18 protein-coding genes and 1 tRNA gene are annotated in these 21,168 nt (G+C 71.8%); 5 read left to right on the top strand and 14 right to left on the bottom strand.

The window, feature by feature from the left end; all coding sequences use genetic code 11:
• Positions 1-49: 49 nt before the first annotated feature.
• On the top strand, positions 50-778 hold the full coding sequence (locus tag YU1_RS33975) for a DNA-methyltransferase (RefSeq protein ID WP_029003929.1): 729 nt from the start codon (positions 50-52) through the stop codon (positions 776-778).
• Between the two features lie 12 nt (positions 779-790).
• Here YU1_RS33975 and YU1_RS0109905 read toward each other — a convergent pair whose 3' ends face one another.
• From YU1_RS0109905 to YU1_RS28860, 5 genes are all read right to left on the bottom strand, one after another.
• Positions 791-1,009: a hypothetical protein gene (locus tag YU1_RS0109905; RefSeq protein ID WP_029003928.1), complete on the bottom strand. Its 219-nt coding sequence runs from the start codon at positions 1,007-1,009 to the stop codon at positions 791-793.
• A gap of 270 nt (positions 1,010-1,279) precedes the next feature.
• Positions 1,280-1,371 (bottom strand) — tRNA-Ser (locus YU1_RS0109900).
• Positions 1,372-1,746: 375 nt separating this feature from the next.
• Positions 1,747-3,750 (bottom strand): tetratricopeptide repeat protein, encoded by a 2,004-nt coding sequence (locus tag YU1_RS31915; protein ID WP_051356702.1) that lies wholly within the window; start codon positions 3,748-3,750, stop codon positions 1,747-1,749.
• Positions 3,751-3,955: 205 nt separating this feature from the next.
• Positions 3,956-4,663 carry a glutathione S-transferase N-terminal domain-containing protein gene (locus YU1_RS0109890; protein WP_029003927.1) on the bottom strand — a complete coding sequence of 236 codons (708 nt, stop codon included), beginning with the start codon at positions 4,661-4,663 and terminating at the stop codon, positions 3,956-3,958.
• A 196-nt stretch (positions 4,664-4,859) separates the two neighbouring features.
• On the bottom strand, positions 4,860-5,921 hold the full coding sequence (locus YU1_RS28860; RefSeq protein WP_051356701.1) for a lysine-2,3-aminomutase-like protein: 1,062 nt from the start codon (positions 5,919-5,921) through the stop codon (positions 4,860-4,862).
• A 136-nt stretch (positions 5,922-6,057) separates the two neighbouring features.
• Between YU1_RS28860 and YU1_RS0109880 the strand changes: the two genes are divergently transcribed.
• Genes YU1_RS0109880 through YU1_RS0109870 form a run of 3 tightly spaced genes read left to right on the top strand, consistent with a single transcriptional unit; the run spans position 6,058 to position 8,774 of the window.
• A complete protein-coding gene (locus YU1_RS0109880) occupies positions 6,058-6,381 on the top strand; it encodes an XdhC family protein (RefSeq protein WP_029003926.1) in 324 nt (107 codons plus the stop codon).
• 60 nt (positions 6,382-6,441) lie between these two features.
• Positions 6,442-7,143, top strand: coding sequence for an XdhC family protein (locus YU1_RS0109875; protein WP_029003925.1), 702 nt, complete (start codon positions 6,442-6,444; stop codon positions 7,141-7,143).
• On the top strand, positions 7,140-8,774 hold the full coding sequence (locus YU1_RS0109870) for an NTP transferase domain-containing protein (protein WP_029003924.1): 1,635 nt from the start codon (positions 7,140-7,142) through the stop codon (positions 8,772-8,774). The genes YU1_RS0109875 and YU1_RS0109870 overlap by 4 nt, the downstream gene beginning before the upstream one ends.
• Positions 8,775-8,782: 8 nt before the next feature.
• Here YU1_RS0109870 and YU1_RS0109865 read toward each other — a convergent pair whose 3' ends face one another.
• Entirely contained in the window at positions 8,783-10,795 is a 2,013-nt protein-coding gene (locus YU1_RS0109865) for a methyl-accepting chemotaxis protein (RefSeq protein WP_051356700.1), read from the bottom strand.
• 341 nt (positions 10,796-11,136) lie between these two features.
• On the opposite strand from YU1_RS0109865, the gene YU1_RS28855 reads away from it, so the two are divergent.
• Complete coding sequence (locus YU1_RS28855; protein ID WP_035714729.1) at positions 11,137-12,333, top strand: MFS transporter; 1,197 nt, start codon at positions 11,137-11,139, stop codon at positions 12,331-12,333.
• On the opposite strand, the gene YU1_RS0109855 is transcribed toward YU1_RS28855, so the two are convergent.
• The 8 genes from YU1_RS0109855 to YU1_RS28850 all read right to left on the bottom strand — a co-directional run bounded on the left by YU1_RS0109855 (position 12,330) and on the right by YU1_RS28850 (position 21,162).
• A complete protein-coding gene (locus tag YU1_RS0109855) occupies positions 12,330-12,788 on the bottom strand; it encodes a DUF488 domain-containing protein (protein WP_029003922.1) in 459 nt (152 codons plus the stop codon). The two genes, YU1_RS28855 and YU1_RS0109855, sit on opposite strands and share 4 nt — an antisense overlap.
• A gap of 15 nt (positions 12,789-12,803) precedes the next feature.
• Positions 12,804-14,036 carry a vWA domain-containing protein gene (locus YU1_RS0109850; protein WP_029003921.1) on the bottom strand — a complete coding sequence of 411 codons (1,233 nt, stop codon included), beginning with the start codon at positions 14,034-14,036 and terminating at the stop codon, positions 12,804-12,806.
• Complete coding sequence (locus tag YU1_RS0109845) at positions 14,014-14,940, bottom strand: AAA family ATPase (protein ID WP_029003920.1); 927 nt, start codon at positions 14,938-14,940, stop codon at positions 14,014-14,016. The genes YU1_RS0109850 and YU1_RS0109845 overlap by 23 nt, the downstream gene beginning before the upstream one ends.
• 97 nt (positions 14,941-15,037) lie before the next feature.
• Positions 15,038-15,889, bottom strand: coding sequence for a TSUP family transporter (locus tag YU1_RS0109840; RefSeq protein ID WP_084539778.1), 852 nt, complete (start codon positions 15,887-15,889; stop codon positions 15,038-15,040).
• 114 nt (positions 15,890-16,003) lie between these two features.
• On the bottom strand, positions 16,004-16,804 hold the full coding sequence (locus tag YU1_RS0109835) for an FAD binding domain-containing protein (RefSeq protein WP_029003918.1): 801 nt from the start codon (positions 16,802-16,804) through the stop codon (positions 16,004-16,006).
• A 30-nt stretch (positions 16,805-16,834) separates the two neighbouring features.
• Positions 16,835-19,213: a xanthine dehydrogenase family protein molybdopterin-binding subunit gene (locus tag YU1_RS0109830; protein WP_029003917.1), complete on the bottom strand. Its 2,379-nt coding sequence runs from the start codon at positions 19,211-19,213 to the stop codon at positions 16,835-16,837.
• Between the two features lie 245 nt (positions 19,214-19,458).
• Entirely contained in the window at positions 19,459-19,947 is a 489-nt protein-coding gene (locus YU1_RS0109825; RefSeq protein ID WP_029003916.1) for a (2Fe-2S)-binding protein, read from the bottom strand.
• Positions 19,948-20,106: 159 nt separating this feature from the next.
• Positions 20,107-21,162 carry a bile acid:sodium symporter family protein gene (locus YU1_RS28850; RefSeq protein WP_084539784.1) on the bottom strand — a complete coding sequence of 352 codons (1,056 nt, stop codon included), beginning with the start codon at positions 21,160-21,162 and terminating at the stop codon, positions 20,107-20,109.
• Between the last annotated feature and the right edge of the window lie 6 nt (positions 21,163-21,168).

Here is a 21,168-nt window from a genome sequence, read left to right as displayed (position 1 = left end):
CCGAGCCCAAACCCGAGCGCCGCGAGCGTCCTTCACATGGAGACGTTTCGTGCATCTCGACCGCAAGCAAATAGGCGGGGCCACCCTTTATCTCGGCGACGCTTTGGAGATCCTGCCCACCCTGGCCGCCGGCAGCGTGGGCGCCGTCCTGTGCGATCCGCCTTATTCGAGCGGCGGCGCCTCGCTGACGGATCGGTCCCGGCCGACCAGTGCCAAGTACCAGTCCAGCGAACACCGCGGGCTCTATCCGGAGTTCCAGGGCGATACGCGGGACCAGCGCAGCTACCTGGCCTGGTCCACCCTCTGGCTGTCACGGGCGCGGATGCTCGCCGCGCCNGGCGCGCTCTGCGCCGTCTTCACCGACTGGCGGCAGCTGCCGGTGACCTCCGACGCGCTCCAGTGCGCNGGCTGGGTGTGGCGNGGGGTNGCGCCCTGGGACAAGACCGAGCGNGGCCGGCCGCAGATGGGGCGTTACCGGGCGCAGGCNGAATATGTGGTGTGGGGCACCAANGGCGCCCGGCCGCTCAAGGGGCCTGTNGCGCCGGGCGTCTTCCGCGCNCCCATCCCGCATGTGAAGCACCACATTGCGGGCAAGCCGGTGGAGCTGATGGAGGGCCTTCTCAGCATCATGGACGGGCCGGTGCTCGACCCCTTCATGGGGTCCGGGACCGTGGGGCTCGCCTGCGCCCGCCGGGGGCTGCCGTATATCGGCATCGAGGTCGAGCCGGCCTATTACAAGATCGCTTTGAACCGGCTTGCAGAAGGAGGCAAAGACTGAGGGGGCTTCTCCTCAGCGCTGCCCGGCGACGCGGTGAAGGGCGAAGGTGGCTTCCATGATCGCCTTCGCATCCGGCACCGTCTGCTGGATCTGAAGGAGAGTGCCAACCGCGAGGTTGCGGTTGCCACCCGCCATCGCCTCGGCAGCCTCCGCCGCATGCTTGGCCGCCTCGGCGAGGAGGTCGGCCAGGGCGGCGATATTGGCGGTGAGGGCGGCGGTCGTGCGGTCCATGTGAGGTCTCCCGTTAAGGAGCATCACACACGCTCTGCTGCCGCCCACAGTCAACGCGGCACTGGCCGTTTCCAGGGAGCTAAAGGGGTGACATCCGATCTTGCGCGCGGTGACATTCGATCTTGCGCGCTACAATTCTCCTCCCGCCGTGCAAGCCGGGCCGGGACGGCAAAGGCGCCCCACGGCAGCCGCCCGCAAGCGCGACCACGCCCGGTCGAGTCCGAGCCACCCGCCGAAAGAATCGTTATTTCAAAGACTTAGAAAGAAGGGTGGCGGAGACGGAGGGATTCGAACCCTCGAGACCCTTTTGGGGGTCTGCTCATTTAGCAAACGAGTGCCTTCAGCCTCTCGGCCACGTCTCCACGCGCCCCCTCTATGCCCAAGAGAGGCCGCCTTGGCAAGCCGGGCCGGGGCGCCATCAACGGGAATAGGCCCGCGTCGCAAGCCTCAGGGGCGCTTCAGCCCGGCGCACGCCAGCCTTCCCTAGGCCGAGGCCGGGCCGGACGGGCGGTTGATCCGCCGCCTCGGTTGCCGCACGGGCGCCGGCGGCCGGGGCTGCTGCGCGGGCGCGCGAGGGAGGCGGAAACCGGCGCCCGCGCTGCGCGCCCACAAGCCCAGGGCCAGGCGAATCGCCGCGCGTGTCCCCTGCGGGGGGCGTCGGCGGCAAGGCCGGTCCGTGCTCGTGTGGCACCGGCACAAGGCGAGGCCCATCTGGCTCGTCTGACCGGATCGGGGCGTCAGGCGCCCGGCGCCTGACCGTGCGCCCCGCCGGACACACGGGCGGCGATGAGGCCGGCGATGGCCGCGAACACGCCGTCCCAATCCCCTGCCCGCTGCTGGCGCACCAGATGCAGGGACGGATAATAGAGGCTGTGCTCCCCCTCCAGCCCCCAGCGCCAGTCCGGCGTGGCGCGCAGGGCGACGAAGGCCGGGCGGCCCAGGGCGCCGGCCAGATGGGCGGCCGAGGTGTCCGTGGTCACCACCAGATCGAGATTGGCCATCACGCCGGCCCGATCGAGGAAGATGCCGTCGGCATCCACGTCCGCGCCCAGGGTGACGATACGTTCGCCGAACGGCACCTCGCCGACCTGCGCCGCCGCCGCGCCGTGCTGGAGCGACACCAGCGTCACGCCCGGCACCGCCGCCAGCGGCGCGAAGGCCGCCAGCGGAGCCGAGCGGCCGATGTCGATCAGCCGCGAGGGGTTGCCCTGCCAGTTGATGCCCACCAGGAAATTGCCCGGCGCGCGCAGATGCGCCCATTTCGCCACCCGGTCCTGCGGCGCCTGGAGATAGGGCACCGTCGGCCACATGGCGGGATCGGGCGCGAACACCGCCGGCAGGCTGGCCAGCGGCAGCCAGAAGGTGCCCGGCGCGTCGGCGGGAATGTGCGAGATGTCGTGCGTCACCGGGATGCGCGGCTCGATGGTCGCCACCAGCGGCGCCAGCGCGGCCGAGATGAACAGCCGCGCCGGCAGGCCCCGGTCGGCGACCAGCGACAGCAGGCGGGCGAATTGCAGCACGTCGCCGATGCCCTGCTCGGCCAGGATGACGAGATCCTGCGGCGGCGTGCGGCCGTCCCAGCGCGGGAACGGCGGCGGCGTGAAGGGCGGCGGCAGCATGTGCTCGCGCGCTTCATAGCCCGCCCAGCCGGCCGCCCAGGCGCCGGTGGCGAGATCGAGCCCGGCCTTGGTGAACAGCACCCGGGGCTCCCGGGGCGCGGCCCGCGCCGCCCGGCCGATCGCCACGCGCATGTCGGCGGAGCGGCCGAGATCGGCCAGCGCGCTGGCGCGGGCGAGATTGGCGAGGGGGGCGTCCGGCTGGATCGCCAAGGCGGCGTCCGCGTCGGCCAGCGCGGCGGCGGCCGCGCCGAGCGCGCGGTGAACGTCCGCCCGCTCCACCAGCGCTTCCGCCAGCCGGGGATGCGTCGCCAGCACCGCGTCGCAGAGCTCCAGGGCGGCGGCGAACTCCGAATTGAGGCGCCGCATGTGGGCCAGCCGCACCTTGAGTTCCGGGCGGGCGTCGCCGTTCAGCTCGACGGCCCGGGCCATCAGCGCACAGGCGCCGGGGAGATCGCCCAGCGAGGCCTTGGCCTGCGCGGCGATATGGTAGGCGTCCGCATAGCGCGGGCCGGCGGCGATGGCCGTCTCGGCCGCCGCGAGCGCGCCGGCCACGTCGCCCATCTCCAGCAGGGTGCCGGCCTTGCTCACGTGATGGATCGGCACCCACGGCTGCATGGCGATCAACCGCTCGCAGTCCGCCAGCGCCTCGGCGTGCCGCTCCAGCCGGGCATAGGCCGTGGCGCGGTTGGTCAGCGCCTCGACCGAGCGCGGGTCGATCGCCAGGGCGCGGGTGAAGCGCTCGGCGGCGGCGGCATGGCGGCCGAGCGCAGCCAGCGCGTTGCCGGCCTGGAACTGCGCCTCGATCAGGCCGGGCGCGAGCTTGGCCGCGTCGTCGAAGGCGGCCAGCGCCTTCTGGGCGTCGCCCGCCAGCAGCAGGCCGGCGCCCACCAGGATATGGCTGTTGGGATCGCGCGGGGCGATGTCGCGGGCCTGCCGGGCGGCGCGCACCGCGTCCTTGGCGCGCCCTGCCTGGAGCAGGGCCAGCGCCAGCAGGCGGTGGGCGTCCAGGAAGCCCGGCGCGAGGCGGGCGGCGGTGCGGTAGGCGTCGATGGCGGCGTCCAGCTGGCCGGCGCGATGCAGTTGGGAGGCCTGCGCCAGCACGGCGCGCGGATCGGGAGACATGGACGCTGCGTTCCTCAAAGCTGGCCCTCGGAGCCGGGGCGCGGCGCGCGGCATCCGCCGGGCCCGCCCGTCTGGCATGATTGTCCGGCGGCGCTCGGCCCGCCCTCACGCCGCCAATGCCATGATTGGCGGCCGCTGGCCAGGGGTGGCGCGGCGGGGGCGGCGCGGCAGAAGCCGGAAGCGGCGCCCGCCGGCCGGGTCCCGCTCAGCGGGCGCGCTGGCCGAACAGCACCGTCTGCGCCGCCTTGTCCTTGCTGAGGTCCGATTTCTGCTCGGCATTGACCATCAGCCCGCGCTGCACGCCGGGCCGGGCCTTCACCGTCTCCAGCCAGCGGGCGAAATGCGGGAATTCGGCGATGTCCTGGCCCTGCCGCTCCCACAGCTTCGACCAGCCGATGCAGGCGATGTCGGCGATGGAATAGTCGTCGCCGGCGAGATATTCGCGGTCCTTCAGGCGGGTGTTCATCACGCCGTAGAGCCGGTGCACCTCGTTGGTGTAGCGCGACACCGCATAGGGAATCTTCTCCGGCGCATAGAGCCGGAAATGGTGCGCCTGCCCGGCCATGGGGCCAAGGCCCCCCACCTGCCAGAACAGCCACTCCTCCACCTCGATGCGCTTGCGCTCCTCGGCGGGGTAGAACTTGCCGGTCTTGCGGCCGAGATACTGCAGGATGGCGCCGCTCTCGAACACCGACACCGGCTGCCCGTCCGGGCCGTTGGGGTCGATGATGGCGGGGATCTTGTTGTTGGGCGAAAGCGCGAGAAACTCCGGGGCGAACTGGTCGCCCTTGCCGATGTTCACCAGCTTGATCTCATACGGCAGGCCGCACTCCTCGAGCATGATGGAGACTTTCCATCCGTTCGGGGTCGGCCAATACAGCAGCTCGATCGGCTGAAGCTGAGCGTCCGCCATTGCAATGCTCCATCCTCGACCGGCGTGCCGGCGAATGGCGCTACAGGTAGGACGAGCCGGGACGGGGAGCAAGCGGGCCTGTTAACAGTTCGTTAATGCTGGCCGAAAAACGTTGCTACCACACGATTTCCATTCCGGAGCCACACGCCCCCCGGAGCCCATGCATCGGCGGCGGACCGGCGAGGAACACCGCATGCTACCGCCCGGCGCCGGCCTCGCCCGCCTCGTCGGCATAGGCATGGAGGCCGCCGCAATTGTCCGCCACCTGCCAGCCGCCCCCCTGCCGCGCCGCATAGCCGGGGGTCAGCGGCACCTTTCCGGCCCCGCCGGGGATGTCGAGCACATAGGTCGGCACGGCAAGGCCGGACAGCCGCCCGCGCAGGGCGCGCATCACCCCCTGCCCCTCGGCGATGGAGAGGCGGAAATGGGCCGTGCCGGGCGCGAGGTCGGGATGATGCAGGTAATAAGGTTTCACCCGCCGCTCCACCAGCGCGCGGAACAGGGCGGCCAGCGTCTCCGCATCGTCGTTCACCCCGCGCAGCAGCACGGTCTGCGACACCAGCGGGATGCCCGCATCCGCGAGGCGGGCGAGCGCGGCGGTGGCGGCATCGCCCAGCTCGCGGGCGTGGTTCGCATGCACCGCCACATAGGAGGCGATGCCCTGCGCCTTCAGCGCCGCCACCATCTCGGCCGTCACCCGCTCCGGCGCGGCGATGGGCACGCGGGTGTGGAAGCGCACCACCTTCACATGGGAAATGGCGGCGAGCCGCCCCACCACCTCGGCCATGCGGCGGGGCGAGAGCATGAAGGGATCGCCGCCGGTGAGGATCACCTCCCACACCTCGGGATGGGCGGCCACGTAGGCGAGCGCGCCGTCCAGCGCTTCGGGGGACAGCGCCTGCTCGGCGCCCGGCCCCACCATCTCGCGGCGGAAACAGAAGCGGCAATAGACGGCGCACACACCCACCAGCTTCAGCAGCACCCGGTCGGGATAGCGGTGGACGATGCCGGGCACCGGGGAATGGGCGTCGTCGCCGATGGGGTCCGCCAGCTCGCGCGGGTCCACCTCCAGTTCCGCCGCGTCCGGCACGAACTGGCGGGCGATGGGATCGGCGGGGTCGGCGCGGTCGATGGCGGCGGCGAGTTCCGGCGTCACCGCCACCGCGTAGCGCCCGGCGACGGCGGCCAGCGCGGCCCGCCGCGCGGCAGGGGCAAGGCCGGCGGCGATGAGATCGTCGGCCGTGCGGAGGGTGGACATCGGGGCGCTCACGCAAACATGGGGGCGGCGGGCTGCAAACGCGCCCGCCTCGGCTTATATCTGGCTCTATATAGGCAAGGACCGGCGGGCGCCAACGCGCGCGGGCCCTTTGCCCTGCACGGGATGGAGAGCCGCCATGCTTGCGCGCGAGGACGATGTGCTGGAAGCCGCCGCGCGGTGGCGGGCCGAGGGCAAGGGCGTGGCGCTGGCCACGGTGCTGGAAACCTGGGGCTCCGCGCCCCGGCCGGTGGGCAGCCATCTGGTGATCGACGACGCCGGCCGCTTCCTCGGCTCGGTGTCCGGCGGCTGCGTGGAAGGCGCCGTGGTGACCGAGGCGCTGGACGTGATCGGGAGCGGCACGCCGCGCACGCTGGAATTCGGCGTCGCCGACGAGACCGCGTGGCGCGTCGGCCTGTCCTGCGGCGGCGCCATCCGCGTCTATGTGGAACGCATCGACTGAGGCCGGTGGATGAAACTCTCTTTCCCACCAGACCAACATTTTGAGAGACGGAACTGACGCATGGATCTTTCCCTTCTCTCCGCCCTCAATGCGGAACGCGCCGCCCGGCACGCCGCCGTGCTGGTGACCCACCTCGGCAGCAACGCCCAGCGCCTCGTCAAGGCGGCGGACACCGCCCGCGACCCGCTGGCGCGCGAGCTGGACGCGGCGCTTGCCGCCGGCAAGAGCGGCGTGGTGGGCGAAGGCGCGGACCGGGTGTTCCTCACCGTCCACGTGCCGCCCGCCCGCATGGTGGTGGTGGGCGCGGTGCACATCTCCCAGGCCCTCGCCCCCATGGCGCGGGGCGCGGGCTTCGACGTGACCATCATCGACCCGCGCACCGCCTTCGCCACCCCCGAGCGCTTCCCGCAGACCACGGTGATCGCGCAATGGCCGGACACCGCTTTGCCCGCGCTCGGCCTCGACCCCTTCACCGCCCTGGTCGCCTTGACCCACGACCCCAAGATCGACGAGCCGGCGCTGGAGGCGGCGCTCGCCGCCGGCTGCTTCTATGTTGGCGCGCTCGGCTCGCGCCGCACCCACGCCAAGCGCATCGAGCGGCTCGCCGCGCGCGGCCTGTCCCCGGCCCTGCTGGAGCGCATCCATGCCCCCATCGGGCTGGACATCGGCGCCGCCAACCCGCCCGAGATCGCGGTCGCCATCCTGGCCCAGGTGATCGGCGCCCTGCGCAAGCCCGCCCCCGCCCGCGAGGCGGCGGCGTGAGGTTCGGCCCGGTTCCACTGGACGCGGCGGAAGGCGCGGTGGCGGCCCATTCGGTGCGCTGCGGCGACGGCGTGGTGAAGAAGGGCACGCGCCTCGGCGCGGCCGAGATCGCCGCCTTGCGCGCGGCCGGCTTCACCGAGGTGGTGGTGGCCCGGCTCGACCCCGGCGACCGGCCGGAGGACGAGGCCGCCCATCAGTTCGCCGCCCGCATCGCCGGGCCGCAGGTGCGCGTGGAGCCCCCCTTCACCGGCCGCAGCAACCTTCATGCCCTGGCCGACGGCGTGCTGGAGGTGGATGCGGCCGGGGTGGACGCCTTCAACGCCCAGGACGAGGCCATCACCCTCGCCACCCTGCCGCAGTTCAAGCCGGTGGCGGCGGGCGACATGGTGGCGACCGTCAAGATCATCCCCTTCGCGGTGGACGGCGCGCTGGTGGAGGACGCCCTGGCGCGCACCGGCGCGCTGCTGCGCGTCCACCCCTTCGTCCGCCGCAAGGTGGCGCTCATCTCCACCCTGCTGCCCGGCCTGCCGCCCAAGGTGGTGGAGAAGACCCTGCGCGTCACCGCCGCGCGCCTCGCCCCCGCCGGCGCCGCCGTCTCGCACGACGTGCGCGTGCCGCACGAGACCCGGGCCCTGGCCGAGGCCATCGCCACTGTCGCGGCGGACGGGGCCGAACTGGTCCTCGTCTTCGGCGCCTCCGCCATCACCGACCGGCGCGACGTCATCCCCGCCGCGCTGCTGGCGGCGGGCGGCGCGGTGGAGCGGCTGGGCATGCCGGTGGACCCCGGCAACCTCACCCTCGTCGGCCGCCTGGGCGGCCTGCCGGTGATCGGCGCGCCGGGCTGCGCCCGCAGCGCCAAGGAGAACGGCTTCGACTGGCTGCTCATGCGCCTGCTGGCCGGCCTCGACGTGACCGCGCGGGATGTGGCCGGCCTCGGCGTCGGCGGCCTGCTGAGCGAGATCGTCACCCGCCCGCAGCCGCGCCAGGAGCCCCCGGCCGCGCACGCGCCCGACGTGGCGGCGGTGATCCTCGCCGCCGGGCGCGGCACCCGCATGGGCGGGCCGAACAAGCTGCTGGAGCCGCTCGGCGGCAGGCCGGTGATCCGCCACGTGGTGGAGGCCGCGCTCGCCTCCCGCGCCCGGCCGCTGGTGGTCGTGACGGGCCACGAGCACCAGCGCGTGGAGGCGGCGCTGGAGGGCCTGCCGGTGGCCTTCGTGCACAATCCCGATTATGCGACCGGCATGGCCAGCTCGGTGCGCCGGGGCATCGCCGCCCTGCCGGCGGGCGTGGACGGCGCGCTGGTCCTGCTGGGCGACATGCCGCTGGTTGCCCCAACCCTGCTGGACGCGCTGGTCGATGCCTTCGCGCCGGAGCTGGGCCGCCTCATCGTGGTGCCCATGGCCGGCGAGCAGCGCGGCAATCCCGTGCTGTGGTCGCGCCGCTTCTTCCCCGAACTGGCGGGGCTGGAGGGCGACATCGGCGCCCGCCGGCTGATTGCCGCCCATCCGGAGGCGGTGTGCGAGGTGCCGGCCTCCGGCGCCGCCGCCTTCCTCGACGTGGACACGCCCGAAGCGCTGGCTGAGGCCCGCGCGCTGGCGGCGGACGGCCGCCCGCTGGACGCCGCCGGATAGCGCCGTCCTCAGGCCGCGCGGATCGCGGCCAGGAACTGCTCCACCTTCTGCCGCAGGTCGCCGGCTTCCTTCGACAGGTGCGCCGCGGCATCGAGCACGCGGGTGGCGTCGGCGCCGGTGGCGGTGGCCCCGCGCCGCACGTCCAGCACGTTGCTCGACACGTCCTGGGTGCCGCTGGCCGCCTGCTGCACGCTGCTGGCGATCTCCTGGGTGGCCGCGCCCTGCTGGCCCATGGCGTTGGAGATGTCGCTGGAGATGGTATTGATCTCCTCGATCACGTCGCCGATCTCGTGGATGGCGGCCACCGCCGCGCGGGAGGCCTCCTGGATCGCCTGGATCTGGGCGGCGATGTCCTCGGTGGCCTTGGCGGTCTGGCCGGCCAGCGACTTGACCTCCTGCGCCACCACCGCGAAGCCGCGGCCCGCGTCGCCCGCCCGCGCCGCCTCGATGGTGGCGTTGAGCGCCAGCAGGTTGGTCTGGTCGGCGATGGCATTGATGAGGCCGACGATCTCGCTGATGCGGGCGCTCACCGACACCAGGCTCTGCACCGTGGCGTCGGTCTCGCGCGCCGAGGCGGCGGCGCGCTCGGCCACCTCGCGCGAGACGTTCACCCGGCTGGAAATCTCGCCGATGGAGGCGGCCAGTTCCTCGGACGCGGCAGCCACGCTGCGGACATTGGCGGAGGCTTGCTCGGCCGCCGCCGCCGCGCCCTGGGCGTTGCGGGCGCTGGCGTCGGCGGTGTCGGTCAGCGAGCGGGCGGTGGCCTCCAGCGTGCGCGAGGAGGTGGCGACGAGGTCGAGCACCCCGCCGATGTCGCTGTTGAAGGACTGGATCAGCCCGTCCACCGTGCCGGCGCGGCGGCGCTGCACCTCGGCCTCCGCATTCTCCCGCGCCTCCAGGCGCGCCCGCTCGACGGCGTGCTGCTTGAACACCTGCATGGCGGCGGCCATGGCGCCGATCTCGTCGCGCCGGTGGAGATCCGGCACCTCGTTGTCCAGGTCGCCATTGGCCAGGGCGTTCATGGCCGCCGTCATGCGGCCCAGCGGCCGGGCGATGGCCCGGTGCAGCAACTGGCTGAGCAGGGTGATGGTGAGGATGGCGATGATGGCGGTGGCCACCAGCGCCGTCACCCGGAAGGCGGTGAGCGGCGCGAACGCCTTCGCCGGGTCGATGGCGAGGGCCAGATGCCACTTCGCCCCCTCCAGCCCGGTCAGCGGGAAGAAGGTGACCAGCAGCGCGGTGTCGCCCGCTTTCGCCTCAAAGACCCGCCGCGCGATGGGCGGCACCTGGCCGGTGAAGATGTCGCCCAGCTTCTTGCCCACCAGCGCCATGTCCGGATGCACCAGGATGGTGCCGTCCTCGTTCACCAGGAAGGCAAAGCCCATGCCGCCGAAATCGATGGTGCCGAGGCGCTCGACGAGGTTGGTGACGAAGAAGTCGGCCCCGGTGACGCCGGCCAGCTGGCCGCCGGCATGGACGGGAACCGCCGCGGTGATGACCAGCTTCTGCGTGGAGGCGTCCACATAGGGCGCCGTCATGACCGGGCCGCGCTCGCGCTCGGCGGCCTGGTACCAGGGCCGGCGGCGGGGATCGTAGCCGGCCGGCATGTCGTGCGGCGGGGCATTGTGCATGGCGCCGCCGGCGGTGCCGAAATAGGTCGACTTGAACTGGTCGATCAGCACCTTGTTCTGGAGCATCTCCGGGGCGGCGGCCGGGTTCTTGGCGATGGTGTCGGCGATCTCCTGCGCCAGCATCATGCGCCCGGCGAACCAACTGGCGATGGCGTCCGAGGCCAGGGCGCCGGCGCTGTCGAGCTTGGCCTCCACCTCGTGGGTCATCACCGCCTTCTGGCGCAGGTCGATGGCCAGCGAGAAGCCGAGGAAGGACAGCACCACCGCCAGCGACACCCCGACGATGATGCGCCGGACGAGCCGGGTGCGGCGCTGCGGGCGTGCGGGCGGCGAAGCGGCCGGCGCCGGGACAGGGCGGGCGGCGGTGTGGCGCGGGGAGCCGTTGGTCATCGCTGTCTCCAAGATCGGGCCGGCGGAACCGGCGCGAAGCGCGCGCCACCGCAGGAACCTGGCAGGGATCACGCGCGCCCTGAGCGCGTGACGTCGCCCCCTTCGACTAGGTGCCGATGACTGAAGTTGAATGACAGGCCGGCCATGAGCGCATCCGTTTTGGAGCGATCCCCGCGCAAGCCTCGCGGTCCATAATTGTCACGCGCGAGCAAGGGCCTTGACCCTGCCGCGCGGGCCGCCTAGAGAGCCCGGCATTGGGACCGCAAGTCCCCGTAAGCGTCTCACGTCAAGCAACGCAGCCTCGGCAGGTCCCTGCCGGCATCGAAAGGCCGCGTCTTTTCATGACACCTCCCACCCCGTCCCGAGGATCCTCGGCGCTGTTCAGCGCCCTGCCGGTCCTGTTTCCCCTCACCCTCACCTCCTTCCTCGCCATTCTCGCCATCGGCATTCCTCTGCCGGTGCTGCCGGTGCGCGTGCATGACGGGCTCGGCTTCGGCGCCGTCATGGTCGGCGCCGTGGTGGGCAGCCAGTCGCTGGTCACCGTGCTGACGCGCGGCGCCACCGGCCATCTGGTGGACCTGCGCGGCGCCCGCTTCGCCGTGCTCGCGGGCCTGCCGCTGGCGGCGCTGGCCGGCGTCACCTACCTTGCCTCGCTCGCCATCGCCGCGCCCACCCTGAGCCTCGCCGTGCTGGTCGCCGGGCGGATGATCCTGGGCCTTGCCGAAAGCCTGTTCATCACCGGCATCCTGACCTGGGGCATCGGCCGGATCGGCCCGGCCGGCACCGGCCTCGTCATGGGCTGGAACGGCATCGCAGTCAGCGGCGCGCTGGCGGTGGGGGCGCCGGTCGGCGTCTTCATGCAGCAGAGCTTCGGCTTCGCCGGCGTCGCCCTGCTCTCGACGCTCTGCCCGCTCGCCGCCCTGCTGATCGCGCTCACCGTGCCGGGCGTGGCCCGCGCCCCCGCCGGCACGGCGCCGCGCCTGCCGTTCCGCACCGTGGTGGGGCTGATCTGGCGGCATGGCCTGGTGCTGGCGCTATCCACCGCGCCGTTTGCGCTCATCGGCAGCTTCATCGTGCTGGCCTTCGCCGAGCGGGGCTGGCCGGGCGCGGGGCTCGCGCTGACGCTCTACGGCGGCGGCTTCATCCTGGTGCGGGTGCTGTTCGCCCACCTGCCGGACCGCTTCGGCGGCGCGGCGGTGACGCTCGCCTCGCTGGCGGTGGAGGGCGTGGGGCAGATGCTGATCTGGTCGGCGCCGCACGTCTCCGTGGCGCTGGTCGGCGCCGCGCTCACCGGCGCGGGCTTCTCTTTGGTGTTCCCGGCCATGGGGGTGGAGGCGGTCCGGCGGGTGCCGCGCGAGAGCCAGGGCGTGGCCATCGGCAGCTTCGTCGCCTTCCTCGACATCGCGCAGGGCCTCACCGGGCCTCTGGCTGGGCTGATGGTGGCGCGGGCCGGCTTCTCCGCCGTCTTCCTCGCTGGCGCCGCCGCCTGCGCGGTGGCCATCGCCGTGGCCCTGACCCTGCGGGGACGTCCCGGCTAGAAGGGATCGGCCACGAGGTGCGTCACCGGCACGTCCAGCCGCTCGCACAGGATCTGCGCGAGCCGCTGGCGGTGGCAGCCCTCCACATGGCGCTCGAAGCACAGCAGGCAGAGATGGCGCCCCTGCGCCAAAGAGGTGAGCTCGTCCAGTGCCTCGCGCGCCGGGGCGGTCTCCAGATGGGCGTTGTAGATGCGCATCAGAGTGGCCGCGTCGCCCTTGCGGGCGGCGAGCCGCCCCTCCTTCGGCGTGCCCAGCGCGCGCAGGTGGACATAAGCGATGCCGTGCTCGGCGATGCCGGCGGCGAGCGCGGTCTTGGAGAAGCCCGGCCGCCGCGAAGCCGCCACCGCCCGCACGTCCACCAGCAGGTCTACCTTGGCCCCGGTGAGCGCGGCCTGGAACGCCGGCACCGTGGTCTGCTCATAGCCGATGGTGAAGAGGTCGGTGGTTTTGCTCATGTCGGCTCCTCGGTGTCAGGCCGGGACGGCGACCGGCAGGCGGCGCCGCGCGGCGGCGTCGGGCGGCTGCGACAGAGCCTCCACCAGCGCCTCAAGGCTGGCAAGGTCGTGCACCGGGCGGAAGTCATCCACGTGCGGCAGCATGGCCTTCACCCCCCGCGCGCGCGGCTCGAAGCCGGCATAGCGCAGCAGCGGGTTCAGCCACACCAGCCGGCGGCAGGAGCGATGCAGACGGTCCATCTCGCGGGCCAGCGTCTCGTCGGCATCCCGTTCCAGCCCGTCGGTGACCAGCAGCACCACCGGATTCTGTGCCAGCACCCGGCGCGACCAGTCCTTGTTGAAGGCGTGCAGCGAGGTGGCGATGCGGGTGCCGCCGGACCAGTCGGGCGCCGCCCGACCGACTTCGGCCAGCGCCGCGTCCGCGTCGCGGTGGCGCAGCGCCCGGCTGACATTGGTGAGCCGGGTGCCGAACAGGAAGGTCTCCACCCGCCGCCGGGCGGTGAGCGCGTGCAGGAAGTGCAGCACCGGGCGGGCGTAGTCGCTCATGGAGCCGGAGATGTCGACGAGCGCGACCACCGGCGGCGGGCGCTCGCGCGGGCCGCGCCGCCGCAGCGGCACGAGGTCGCCGCCGGTGGCCAGCGAGGCGCGGATGGCAGCGCGCAGGTCGAACCGTCCGCCGCGCGGATCGGCGACCAGGCGGCGGGTGCGGGCGCGGTCGTCCGGCATCCGCAGGGCGGCGATGCGGCGGCGTGCCTCGGCCAGTTCCGCGGCGCTCATCTGGGCGAAGTCGCGGGTGCGCAGCAGATCGGTGTCGGAGGCGGTGAGGCGGGCGTCCACCTCCATTTCGGCGGGCGGCTCCTGCGGCGGGGCGGCGGCGGCGCTGAACGCCTCCTCCACCCGGCGCAGGCCGGGCTTGGGCGGGGGCGGCGCCAGCGGCACCGCCACCGGCGAGAGCAGCTCCATCAGCTTGTCCGAGCCGCTGCGGCGGCGCCAGAAGCGGCGGAACACCTCGTCGAACACCGCATGGTCGTCGCGCCGCGACACCAGCACGGCATGGAGCGTCCAATAAAGGTCCTCACGGCCGCCGATGCCGGCCACCTCCACCGCCGCCACCGCATCCAGCATGGTGCCGGGGCCGACCCTGAGCCCCGCCGCGCGCAGCAGGCGGCAGAAGGCCAGGATGTTCTGCGCCAGCCGGCCGGCGCCGGCCGGGGCGGAGAAGGCGTCAGGCGACACGGTCGCCGGCACGGCGCGCCTCCTCCAGGAGGCGGGTGATGGCGGCGGCATCGGTCTTGGCGATGTCGTCCTGGTATTTCAGCAGCACGCCGAGCGTGTCGCCGGCGAGCGCCGGGTCGATGGCCACCGCGTCCAGCTCCAGCAAAGCGGCGGCCCAGTCCAGCGTCTCGGCGACGCCGGGCACCTTGAACAGGTCTTCCTTGCGGATCGCCTGGACGAAGCCGACCACCTGCCGCGACAGCGCCGCGCCGATCTGCGGCAGGCGGCTGCGCAGGATCTCCAGCTCGCGTTCGGCGGAGGGATAGTCCACCCAGTGGTAGAGGCAGCGCCGCTTCAGCGCGTCGTGGATCTCGCGCGTGCGGTTGGACGTGAGCACGATGATGGGCGGGTGATCGGCCTTCACCGTGCCCAGTTCGGGGATGCTGATCTGGAAGTCCGCCAGCACCTCCAGCAGGAAGGCCTCGAACGCCTCGTCGGTGCGGTCCAGCTCGTCGATCAGCAGCACCGGCGGGCCGGCCGGATCGGGCGCCAACGCCTCCAGCAGCGGACGGCGCAGCAGGTAGCGCTCGGAGAACACGCCGGCGGCGATCTCCGCCTTGTCGCTCTCGCCCGCCGCCTCGGCGAGGCGGATGGCGATCATCTGGGCGGGATAGTTCCACTCATAGGCGGCGGCGGCGAGGTCGAGCCCCTCGTAGCATTGCAGGCGGATGAGGCGGCGCCCGAGGGCGGCGGCGAGCGTGCGCGCCACTTCGGTCTTGCCGACGCCGGCCTCGCCCTCCAGCAGCAGCGGGCGGCGCATGCGCAAGGCGAGATGGACCACCGTGGCGAGCGCCCGGTCGGGCACGTAGCCGGCCCCCGCCAGCAGCGCGGCGGTGGCATCGATGGACGCGAGCGGGAAGGCGGTCGGATCAGGCATGCACAAGATGTACTGCGGGACCCGCCCGACCGGAAGCCTGCCCGACGGCCAAGCAAGCACCCACTCCCGCCGCGCGGGCGGCGCAGGGGCGCCGGCGTCAGCCCAGCAGCACGAAGGCGAACTGCGCGGCGACCAGCAGCAGGAAGAGGCCGAGGCTGACTTCCAGCACGCGCTTGGGAAACTGGCCGGACAATTCCGCGCCCAGGGGCGCGAGCAGCATGGCGGTGACCAGGATCACCACGACACAGATGGCGCCGCGATAGCCGACGAACCCCACCGGCGGGCGGGCTTCGCCGAACGCGGCCATGGCGAGGCCGGCGGCACCGGGAATGGCGAGCAGGATGCAGATGGCCAGCGGCGTTGCCGCGATGCGGCCCGCGGCCGCCCAGCCCCGCATCACGCGGACGCGCCAGTCGGCCAGCAGATGGGCCACGCCGCCGTCGTCGCCCGCGCCGCCGAAACCGGAGCCGGAGCCCAGCTCGACGGTCCCCAGCGCGGTCATCGCGGTGGTGACGCCGCCGGACGAGGCCAAGGACATGGGACGGCTGAGGAACAGCACTTTCAGCGCGCCCGCCAGCACGGCGAGCGTGAAGACGAGCTGCACCTCCGGCCCGGGCAAGGCGGCGACCACGACGCTCGCCGCCACCGCGCCGGCCGAGATCGGCCATAGCCAGCCGGTCCCCCCGCCCTCCGTCGCGCCGCGGGATGCGCGATGGTCGAGCCAGGACCGCAGGCCGGTCAGCACGACGAGCCCCAGGGAAATCCCTGCGGCGAGATACACGACGAAGCCGTCGCGTATACCCAGAGTTGTGAGAAGCGGGTGCAGGACGGGCACAATAACCAATCCGCCGTAGGCCCCGAAGAGACCCACGAGCAACCCCGCGAGCGCGCCCGATGCAAGCAATGCTAGGGCAAGCTCCACAATATCAGATATGGAACCGGACGCCATTTGGACCCCCCCTTCAGGCGCCCGGACAACATACGACGTCTCCGTTCAATAAAACCATGAATTTCTGACGACATTTTCTGGTATACCAAGAATATCGCCAAAAGCGGCACCAACCTACCGCAACGCTACTGTCACCGCACGCTTCGCCATCACCTTCACCAGATGTGCCCGATAATCGGCGCTGCCGTGCAGATCGGCCATCACGTCGGCAGAATCGAGCGAGAGGTTGTCCAGTGCCTCCGGCCGGAAATCCGCCGCCAGCGCGGCTTCCGCCTCGGTCCAGCGGAACACGCCGCCCTGCCCCGCCCCGGTGACCGCGACCCGGAAGCCCTCGGCGCCCTCGGCCACGAACACGCCGGCCATGGCATAGCGCGAGGCCGGGTTGCGGAACTTGGCGTAGCCGGCGCGGGCCGGTGCGGCGAACTCCACCGCCACCACCAGTTCGTCTTCCGCCAGCGCGGTCTCGAACAGGCCGGTGAAGAAATCGTCCGCCGGAAGCGTGCGCGCGGTGGTGACGATGCTGGCGCCGAGCCCGAGGCAGGCGGCCGGATAGTCGGCGGTGGGATCGTTATTGGCGATGGAGCCGCCCAGCGTGCCGCGATTGCGCACCGCCGGGTCGCCGATCATCCCGGCCAGTTCCGCCAGCGCCGGGATGACGCTGCGCACCAGCGGCGAGGCCGCCACCTGGGCATGGCGCGCCATGGCGCCGATCAGCAGCCCCTCCCCCCGCCGCTCGATGGCGGCGAGGCCGGGGATGCCGGCAAGGTCCACCAGCGTGCCCGGCTGGGCGAGGCGCTGCTTCAGCGTCGGCAGCAGCGTCTGCCCGCCGGCCAGCACCTTGGGCTCGTCCACCGCGCGCAGCAGGGCAACGGCGGCCTCAATGGCGGCGGGGCGCTGATAATCGAAGGCATACATGGCCTGTCTCCTTGAAATCCTGGCGCGGGTCTATTCGGCGGCCTGCGCCACGGCGCGCTGGGCCTGGATGATCTGCCACACCTTGGCGGGGGTGGCCGGCATGGGCACGTCCTCGGTGCCCAGCGCGGAGGTGAGGGCGTTGATGACGGCGGGGGGCGCCGCGATCGCCCCGGCCTCGCCGCAGCCCTTGATGCCGAGCGGGTTGGAGGGGCAGCGCGTCTCGGTCAGCCCGATGCGGAAGGACGGCAGGTTGCCGGCGCGCGGCATGGTGTAGTCCATGAAGGAGCCGGTCACGAGCTGGCCGTCGCCGTCATAATGCACCCCTTCGAGCAGGGCCTGCCCCACCCCCTGGGCGATGCCGCCGTGCACCTGACCCTCGACGATCATCGGGTTGATGACCACGCCGAAATCGTCCACCGCCACGAAATTCACGATCTCGGTGACGCCGGTGTCCGGGTCTACCTCCAGCTCGCAGACATGGCAGCCGGCGGGGAAGGTGAAGTTGGTGGGGTCGTAGAAGGCGCCCTCCTTCAGCCCCGGCTCGATCTCCGAAGTGGGGAATTTGTGCGCCACATAGGCGTTCAGCGCCACCTCGGCGAAGGCGAGGCCCCGGTCGGTGCCGGCGACCGTGAAGCGGCCGTCCTTGAATTCGATGTCGCCCTCCGACGCCTCCAGCATGTAGGCGGCGATCTTCTTGGCCTTGGCCTCCACCTTGTCGAGCGCCTTGACGATGGCCGACATGCCCACCGCGCCGGAGCGCGAGCCGTAGGTGCCCATGCCGAACTGCACCTTGTCGGTGTCGCCATGCACGATGCTCACCTGCTCCATGGGAATGCCCAGGCGGGATGAGACCAGTTGCGCGAAAGTGGTCTCGTGCCCCTGGCCGTGGCTGTGCGAGCCGGTGAGCACCTCGACATTGCCGGTGGGGTTCACCCGCACCTCCGCGCTCTCCCACAGGCCGACGCCCGCCCCCAGCGAGCCCACCGCCGCCGAGGGGGCGATGCCGCAGGCCTCGATATAATTGGACAGGCCGATGCCGCGCAGCTTGCCGCGCGCCGCGGCTTCCGCCTTGCGGGCGGGGAAGCCGGCGTAGTCGGACAGCATCAAGGCCTTGTCCAGCGAGGCGCCGTAGTCGCCCGCGTCATAGGCCATGATCACCGGCGTCTGGTGCGGGAAGCTGGTAATGAAGTTGCGCCGGCGGAAGGCGGCGCCGTCCATCTTCAGCGTGCGGGCGGCGATCTCGACGATGCGCTCCACCAGGAAGGTGGCCTCCGGCCGCCCGGCGCCGCGATAGGCATCCACCGGGGCGGTGTTGGTATAGACCGCGTCCACATGGCAATGGATGGCGGGAATATCGTACTGGCCCGACAGCAGCGTCGCATAGAGATAGGTCGGGATGGACGAGGCGAAGGTGGAGAGATAGGCGCCCATGTTGGCGGTGGTCTTCACCCGGAAGCCGAGGATCTTGCCGTGCGCATCCAGCGCCAGCTCCGCATGGGTGATGTGGTCGCGTCCATGGGCGTCGGAGAGGAAGGCCTCCGAGCGGTCGGAGGTCCATTTCACCGGCCGCCCCACCCGTTTGGCGGCCCATACGCACACCGTCTCCTCCGCATAGATGAAGATCTTCGAGCCGAAGCCGCCGCCCACGTCGGGGGCGATCACCCTGAGCTTGTTCTCCGGCGCGATGCCGACGAAGGCGGAGAGCACGAGGCGGGCGAGGTGCGGGTTCTGGCTGGTGGTCCACAGCGTGAAGGCATCGTCGCCGCTGTCATATTCGCCGATGGCGGCGCGCGGCTCGATGGGGTTGGGCGCGAGGCGGTTGTTGACGAGGTCGAGCGGGATCACGTGCGCCGCGCCGGAGAAGGCCGCATCGGTGGCGGCCTTGTCGCCCAGCTCCCAGGAGAACACCGTGTTGCCGGGCGCCACCTCGTGCAACTGCGGAGCGTCGGGGGCCTGCGCCCGGCCGGTCTCGGCGACGGCGGGCAGCACGTCGTAGTCCACCTCCACGGCGGCGGCCGCGTCCTTGGCCGCGTTCAGCGTCTCGGCGATGACCACCGCCACGTGGTCGCCCACATAGCGCACGGTGTCCTTGGCCAGCGCCGGATGGGAGCCCATGCGCATGGGCGTGCCGTCCACCGAATGGATCATCCAGCCGCAGATCAGGTCGCCCACCCCGTCGGCGGCGAGGTCCGCGCCGGTCAGGATGGCGACCACGCCAGGCATCGCGGCGGCGGCCGTGGTGTCGATGGCGCGGATGCGCGCATGGGCATGCGGCGAGCGCAGGAAATAGGCCTGCGTCTGGCCCGGCCGGTTCATGTCGTCCGTGTAGCGGCCCTTGCCGGTGATGAAGCGGTGGTCTTCCTTGCGCCGGACCGGGGCGCCGATGGTGGAGATCGTGCTGGCGTTCATGCTGTCCTCCCCGAGCGCATCGCCGCCGCAGGCGGGACGGACGCTCTCCGTGTGGTGGAGGCGGGACGCCGCCGGACATGCGGTCGGCGCGGCTCCGGCTCCCTGGATGAGGTGGCCCGGCGCCGCTTGTTCCGGCTGTCCGGGGATGCGTCAGCGCCCGCGCGGCGCGGACGCGTCCCGGCATTGCGATCCATGCCGGGTGATGAGCAGATGCACAGGATACCCGGCGCGCGGCGCCGGAGCGGTCATTCCGCCGCGAGCGCCGGCTGGCCCATGGCCCGGGCCCCGGCCTCCACCGCCTTGACGATGTTGTGGTAGCCGGTACAGCGGCAGAGGTTGCCGTCGAGATTTTCGCGGATGGTGGCCTCGTCCAGCTCGGAGCCGAGCCGCGCCACCATGTCCACCGCGGTCATGATCATGCCCGGCGTACAGAAGCCGCATTGCAGGCCATGGTGCTCGCGGAAGGCTTCCTGCATGGGGTGCAGCTGGGTCCCCTTGGCGAGGCCCTCGATGGTGGTCACGCTGGCGCCGTCCGCCTGGACCGCGAGCATGGTGCAGGATTTGACGGCGGCGCCGTCCAGATGCACCACGCAGGCGCCGCACTGGCTGGTGTCGCAGCCCACATGGGTGCCGGTGAGATTGAGCGTCTCACGCAAGAGCTGCACCAGCAGCGTGCGCGGCTCGACCTCCGCCGTCACCGCCTTGCCGTTCACGGTCAACGAAATCTTCGCCATCAAGCAACCTCCCGGACCTTTTTCGCCCGGCCGGCCCGGCGGAGCCCTCGCGCGTCCGGGCTGGATGGGATCGTTTTTAATTGGTCCAGTGTGGAACTTGGCGGATGCGGCGGTCAAGCGCGGTGATGGCCGATCACCGCGCACCGATCCGCCGCCGCATCACATCTTCGCGCCGCGTCCCTGCTCGGCCAGGCGCGCCGGCTCTCCGGGCGCGGGCGCCGCGTCCCGCGCCGCCGCCTCGGCGCGATCGAGGCGCGCCGCATTATGGCTGGCAATGAAGCTGACGATCACCAGTTGGATGAAATGGAACAGCATCACCGGCGCGATGATCAGGCTGAGCTCGGCCTGCGAGCCGAAGATGACGCGGGCCATGGGCAGGCCGGTGGCCAGCGACTTCTTGGAGCCGCAGAACAGCACCGCGATACGGTCCGACGGATTGAAGCCCACGAGGCGGCAGATCACCGCCACGAGGCCGTAGACCACGAAGAACAGCACCACCACGCCCACCAGCATCTCGACGATGAGGCGCGGATCGTGCTTGCTCCACACCCCACCGGCCACGCTGTCGCAGAACGAATTGTAGACGATGGCGAGGATCACCGCCCGGTCGGCGATGCGGGCCATGGTCTTGTGCCGGGCAACGAATTCCGCCGCCACCGGCCGCAGCATCTGGCCGATGCCCACCGGCAGCATCACCAGCAGGACCAGCTTGATGATGACGTCCTTGAGATCCATCTGCGAGCCGGTCGCGTGCATGTACCAGGCCATCAGCAGCGGCGTGACGAACACGCCGATCAGGCTGGAGATGCTGGCGTTGAAGATCGCCACCGGCACGTTGCCGCGCGCCAGCGAGGTCATCGCCACCGAGGACGAGACGGTGGAGGGCAACGCGGCCAGGAAGAAGAAACCGGTGACCATCTCCTGCGGCATGATGCGCACCAGCAGCGGATGCGCCGCCAGCACCACCACCGGGAACAGCACGAAGGTGGAGGCCTGCACCACGAGATGCACCCGCCAGCGCCCGGCGCTTTTCCACAGATGCTCGGGGGCGAGCGAGAGGCCGTAGAGCACGAAGATGAAGGCCACGCCGTAGCTGGCGGCCTTGTCGGCGTGCAGCGGGCCGTCGGTGACGCCGGGCGTGGGCCAGGCGATGGCGGCGAGAACGGTCAGCGCGAGGGCAATGACGAACGGATCGAGCTTGAAGCGGGACGACATCAGGGA

The organism is Azorhizobium doebereinerae UFLA1-100 (genome assembly GCF_000473085.1).
GTDB classification, from domain to species: domain Bacteria; phylum Pseudomonadota; class Alphaproteobacteria; order Rhizobiales; family Xanthobacteraceae; genus Azorhizobium; species Azorhizobium doebereinerae.
The sequence above is the reverse complement of the archived record's forward strand: the minus strand, read 5'-3'. Positions and strand labels throughout refer to the sequence as shown.

What these genes read in the sequence shown, in the direction of transcription:
- YU1_RS0109865 (WP_051356700.1), bottom strand. Translation starts at nt 10,795, where the DNA reads ATGACCAACGGCTCCCCGCGCCACACCGCCGCCCGCCCTGTCCCGGCG.
- YU1_RS0109825 (WP_029003916.1), bottom strand. Translation starts at nt 19,947, where the DNA reads ATGGCGAAGATTTCGTTGACCGTGAACGGCAAGGCGGTGACGGCGGAG.
- YU1_RS0109875 (WP_029003925.1), top strand. Translation starts at nt 6,442, where the DNA reads ATGGATCTTTCCCTTCTCTCCGCCCTCAATGCGGAACGCGCCGCCCGG.
- YU1_RS28855 (WP_035714729.1), top strand. Translation starts at nt 11,137, where the DNA reads ATGACACCTCCCACCCCGTCCCGAGGATCCTCGGCGCTGTTCAGCGCC.
- YU1_RS0109880 (WP_029003926.1), top strand. Translation starts at nt 6,058, where the DNA reads ATGCTTGCGCGCGAGGACGATGTGCTGGAAGCCGCCGCGCGGTGGCGG.
- YU1_RS0109840 (WP_084539778.1), bottom strand. Translation starts at nt 15,889, where the DNA reads ATGGCGTCCGGTTCCATATCTGATATTGTGGAGCTTGCCCTAGCATTG.
- YU1_RS0109830 (WP_029003917.1), bottom strand. Translation starts at nt 19,213, where the DNA reads ATGAACGCCAGCACGATCTCCACCATCGGCGCCCCGGTCCGGCGCAAG.
- YU1_RS28850 (WP_084539784.1), bottom strand. Translation starts at nt 21,162, where the DNA reads ATGTCGTCCCGCTTCAAGCTCGATCCGTTCGTCATTGCCCTCGCGCTG.
- YU1_RS0109835 (WP_029003918.1), bottom strand. Translation starts at nt 16,804, where the DNA reads ATGTATGCCTTCGATTATCAGCGCCCCGCCGCCATTGAGGCCGCCGTT.
- YU1_RS0109855 (WP_029003922.1), bottom strand. Translation starts at nt 12,788, where the DNA reads ATGAGCAAAACCACCGACCTCTTCACCATCGGCTATGAGCAGACCACG.
- YU1_RS0109890 (WP_029003927.1), bottom strand. Translation starts at nt 4,663, where the DNA reads ATGGCGGACGCTCAGCTTCAGCCGATCGAGCTGCTGTATTGGCCGACC.
- YU1_RS0109845 (WP_029003920.1), bottom strand. Translation starts at nt 14,940, where the DNA reads ATGCCTGATCCGACCGCCTTCCCGCTCGCGTCCATCGATGCCACCGCC.
- YU1_RS31915 (WP_051356702.1), bottom strand. Translation starts at nt 3,750, where the DNA reads ATGTCTCCCGATCCGCGCGCCGTGCTGGCGCAGGCCTCCCAACTGCAT.
- YU1_RS28860 (WP_051356701.1), bottom strand. Translation starts at nt 5,921, where the DNA reads ATGTCCACCCTCCGCACGGCCGACGATCTCATCGCCGCCGGCCTTGCC.
- YU1_RS0109905 (WP_029003928.1), bottom strand. Translation starts at nt 1,009, where the DNA reads ATGGACCGCACGACCGCCGCCCTCACCGCCAATATCGCCGCCCTGGCC.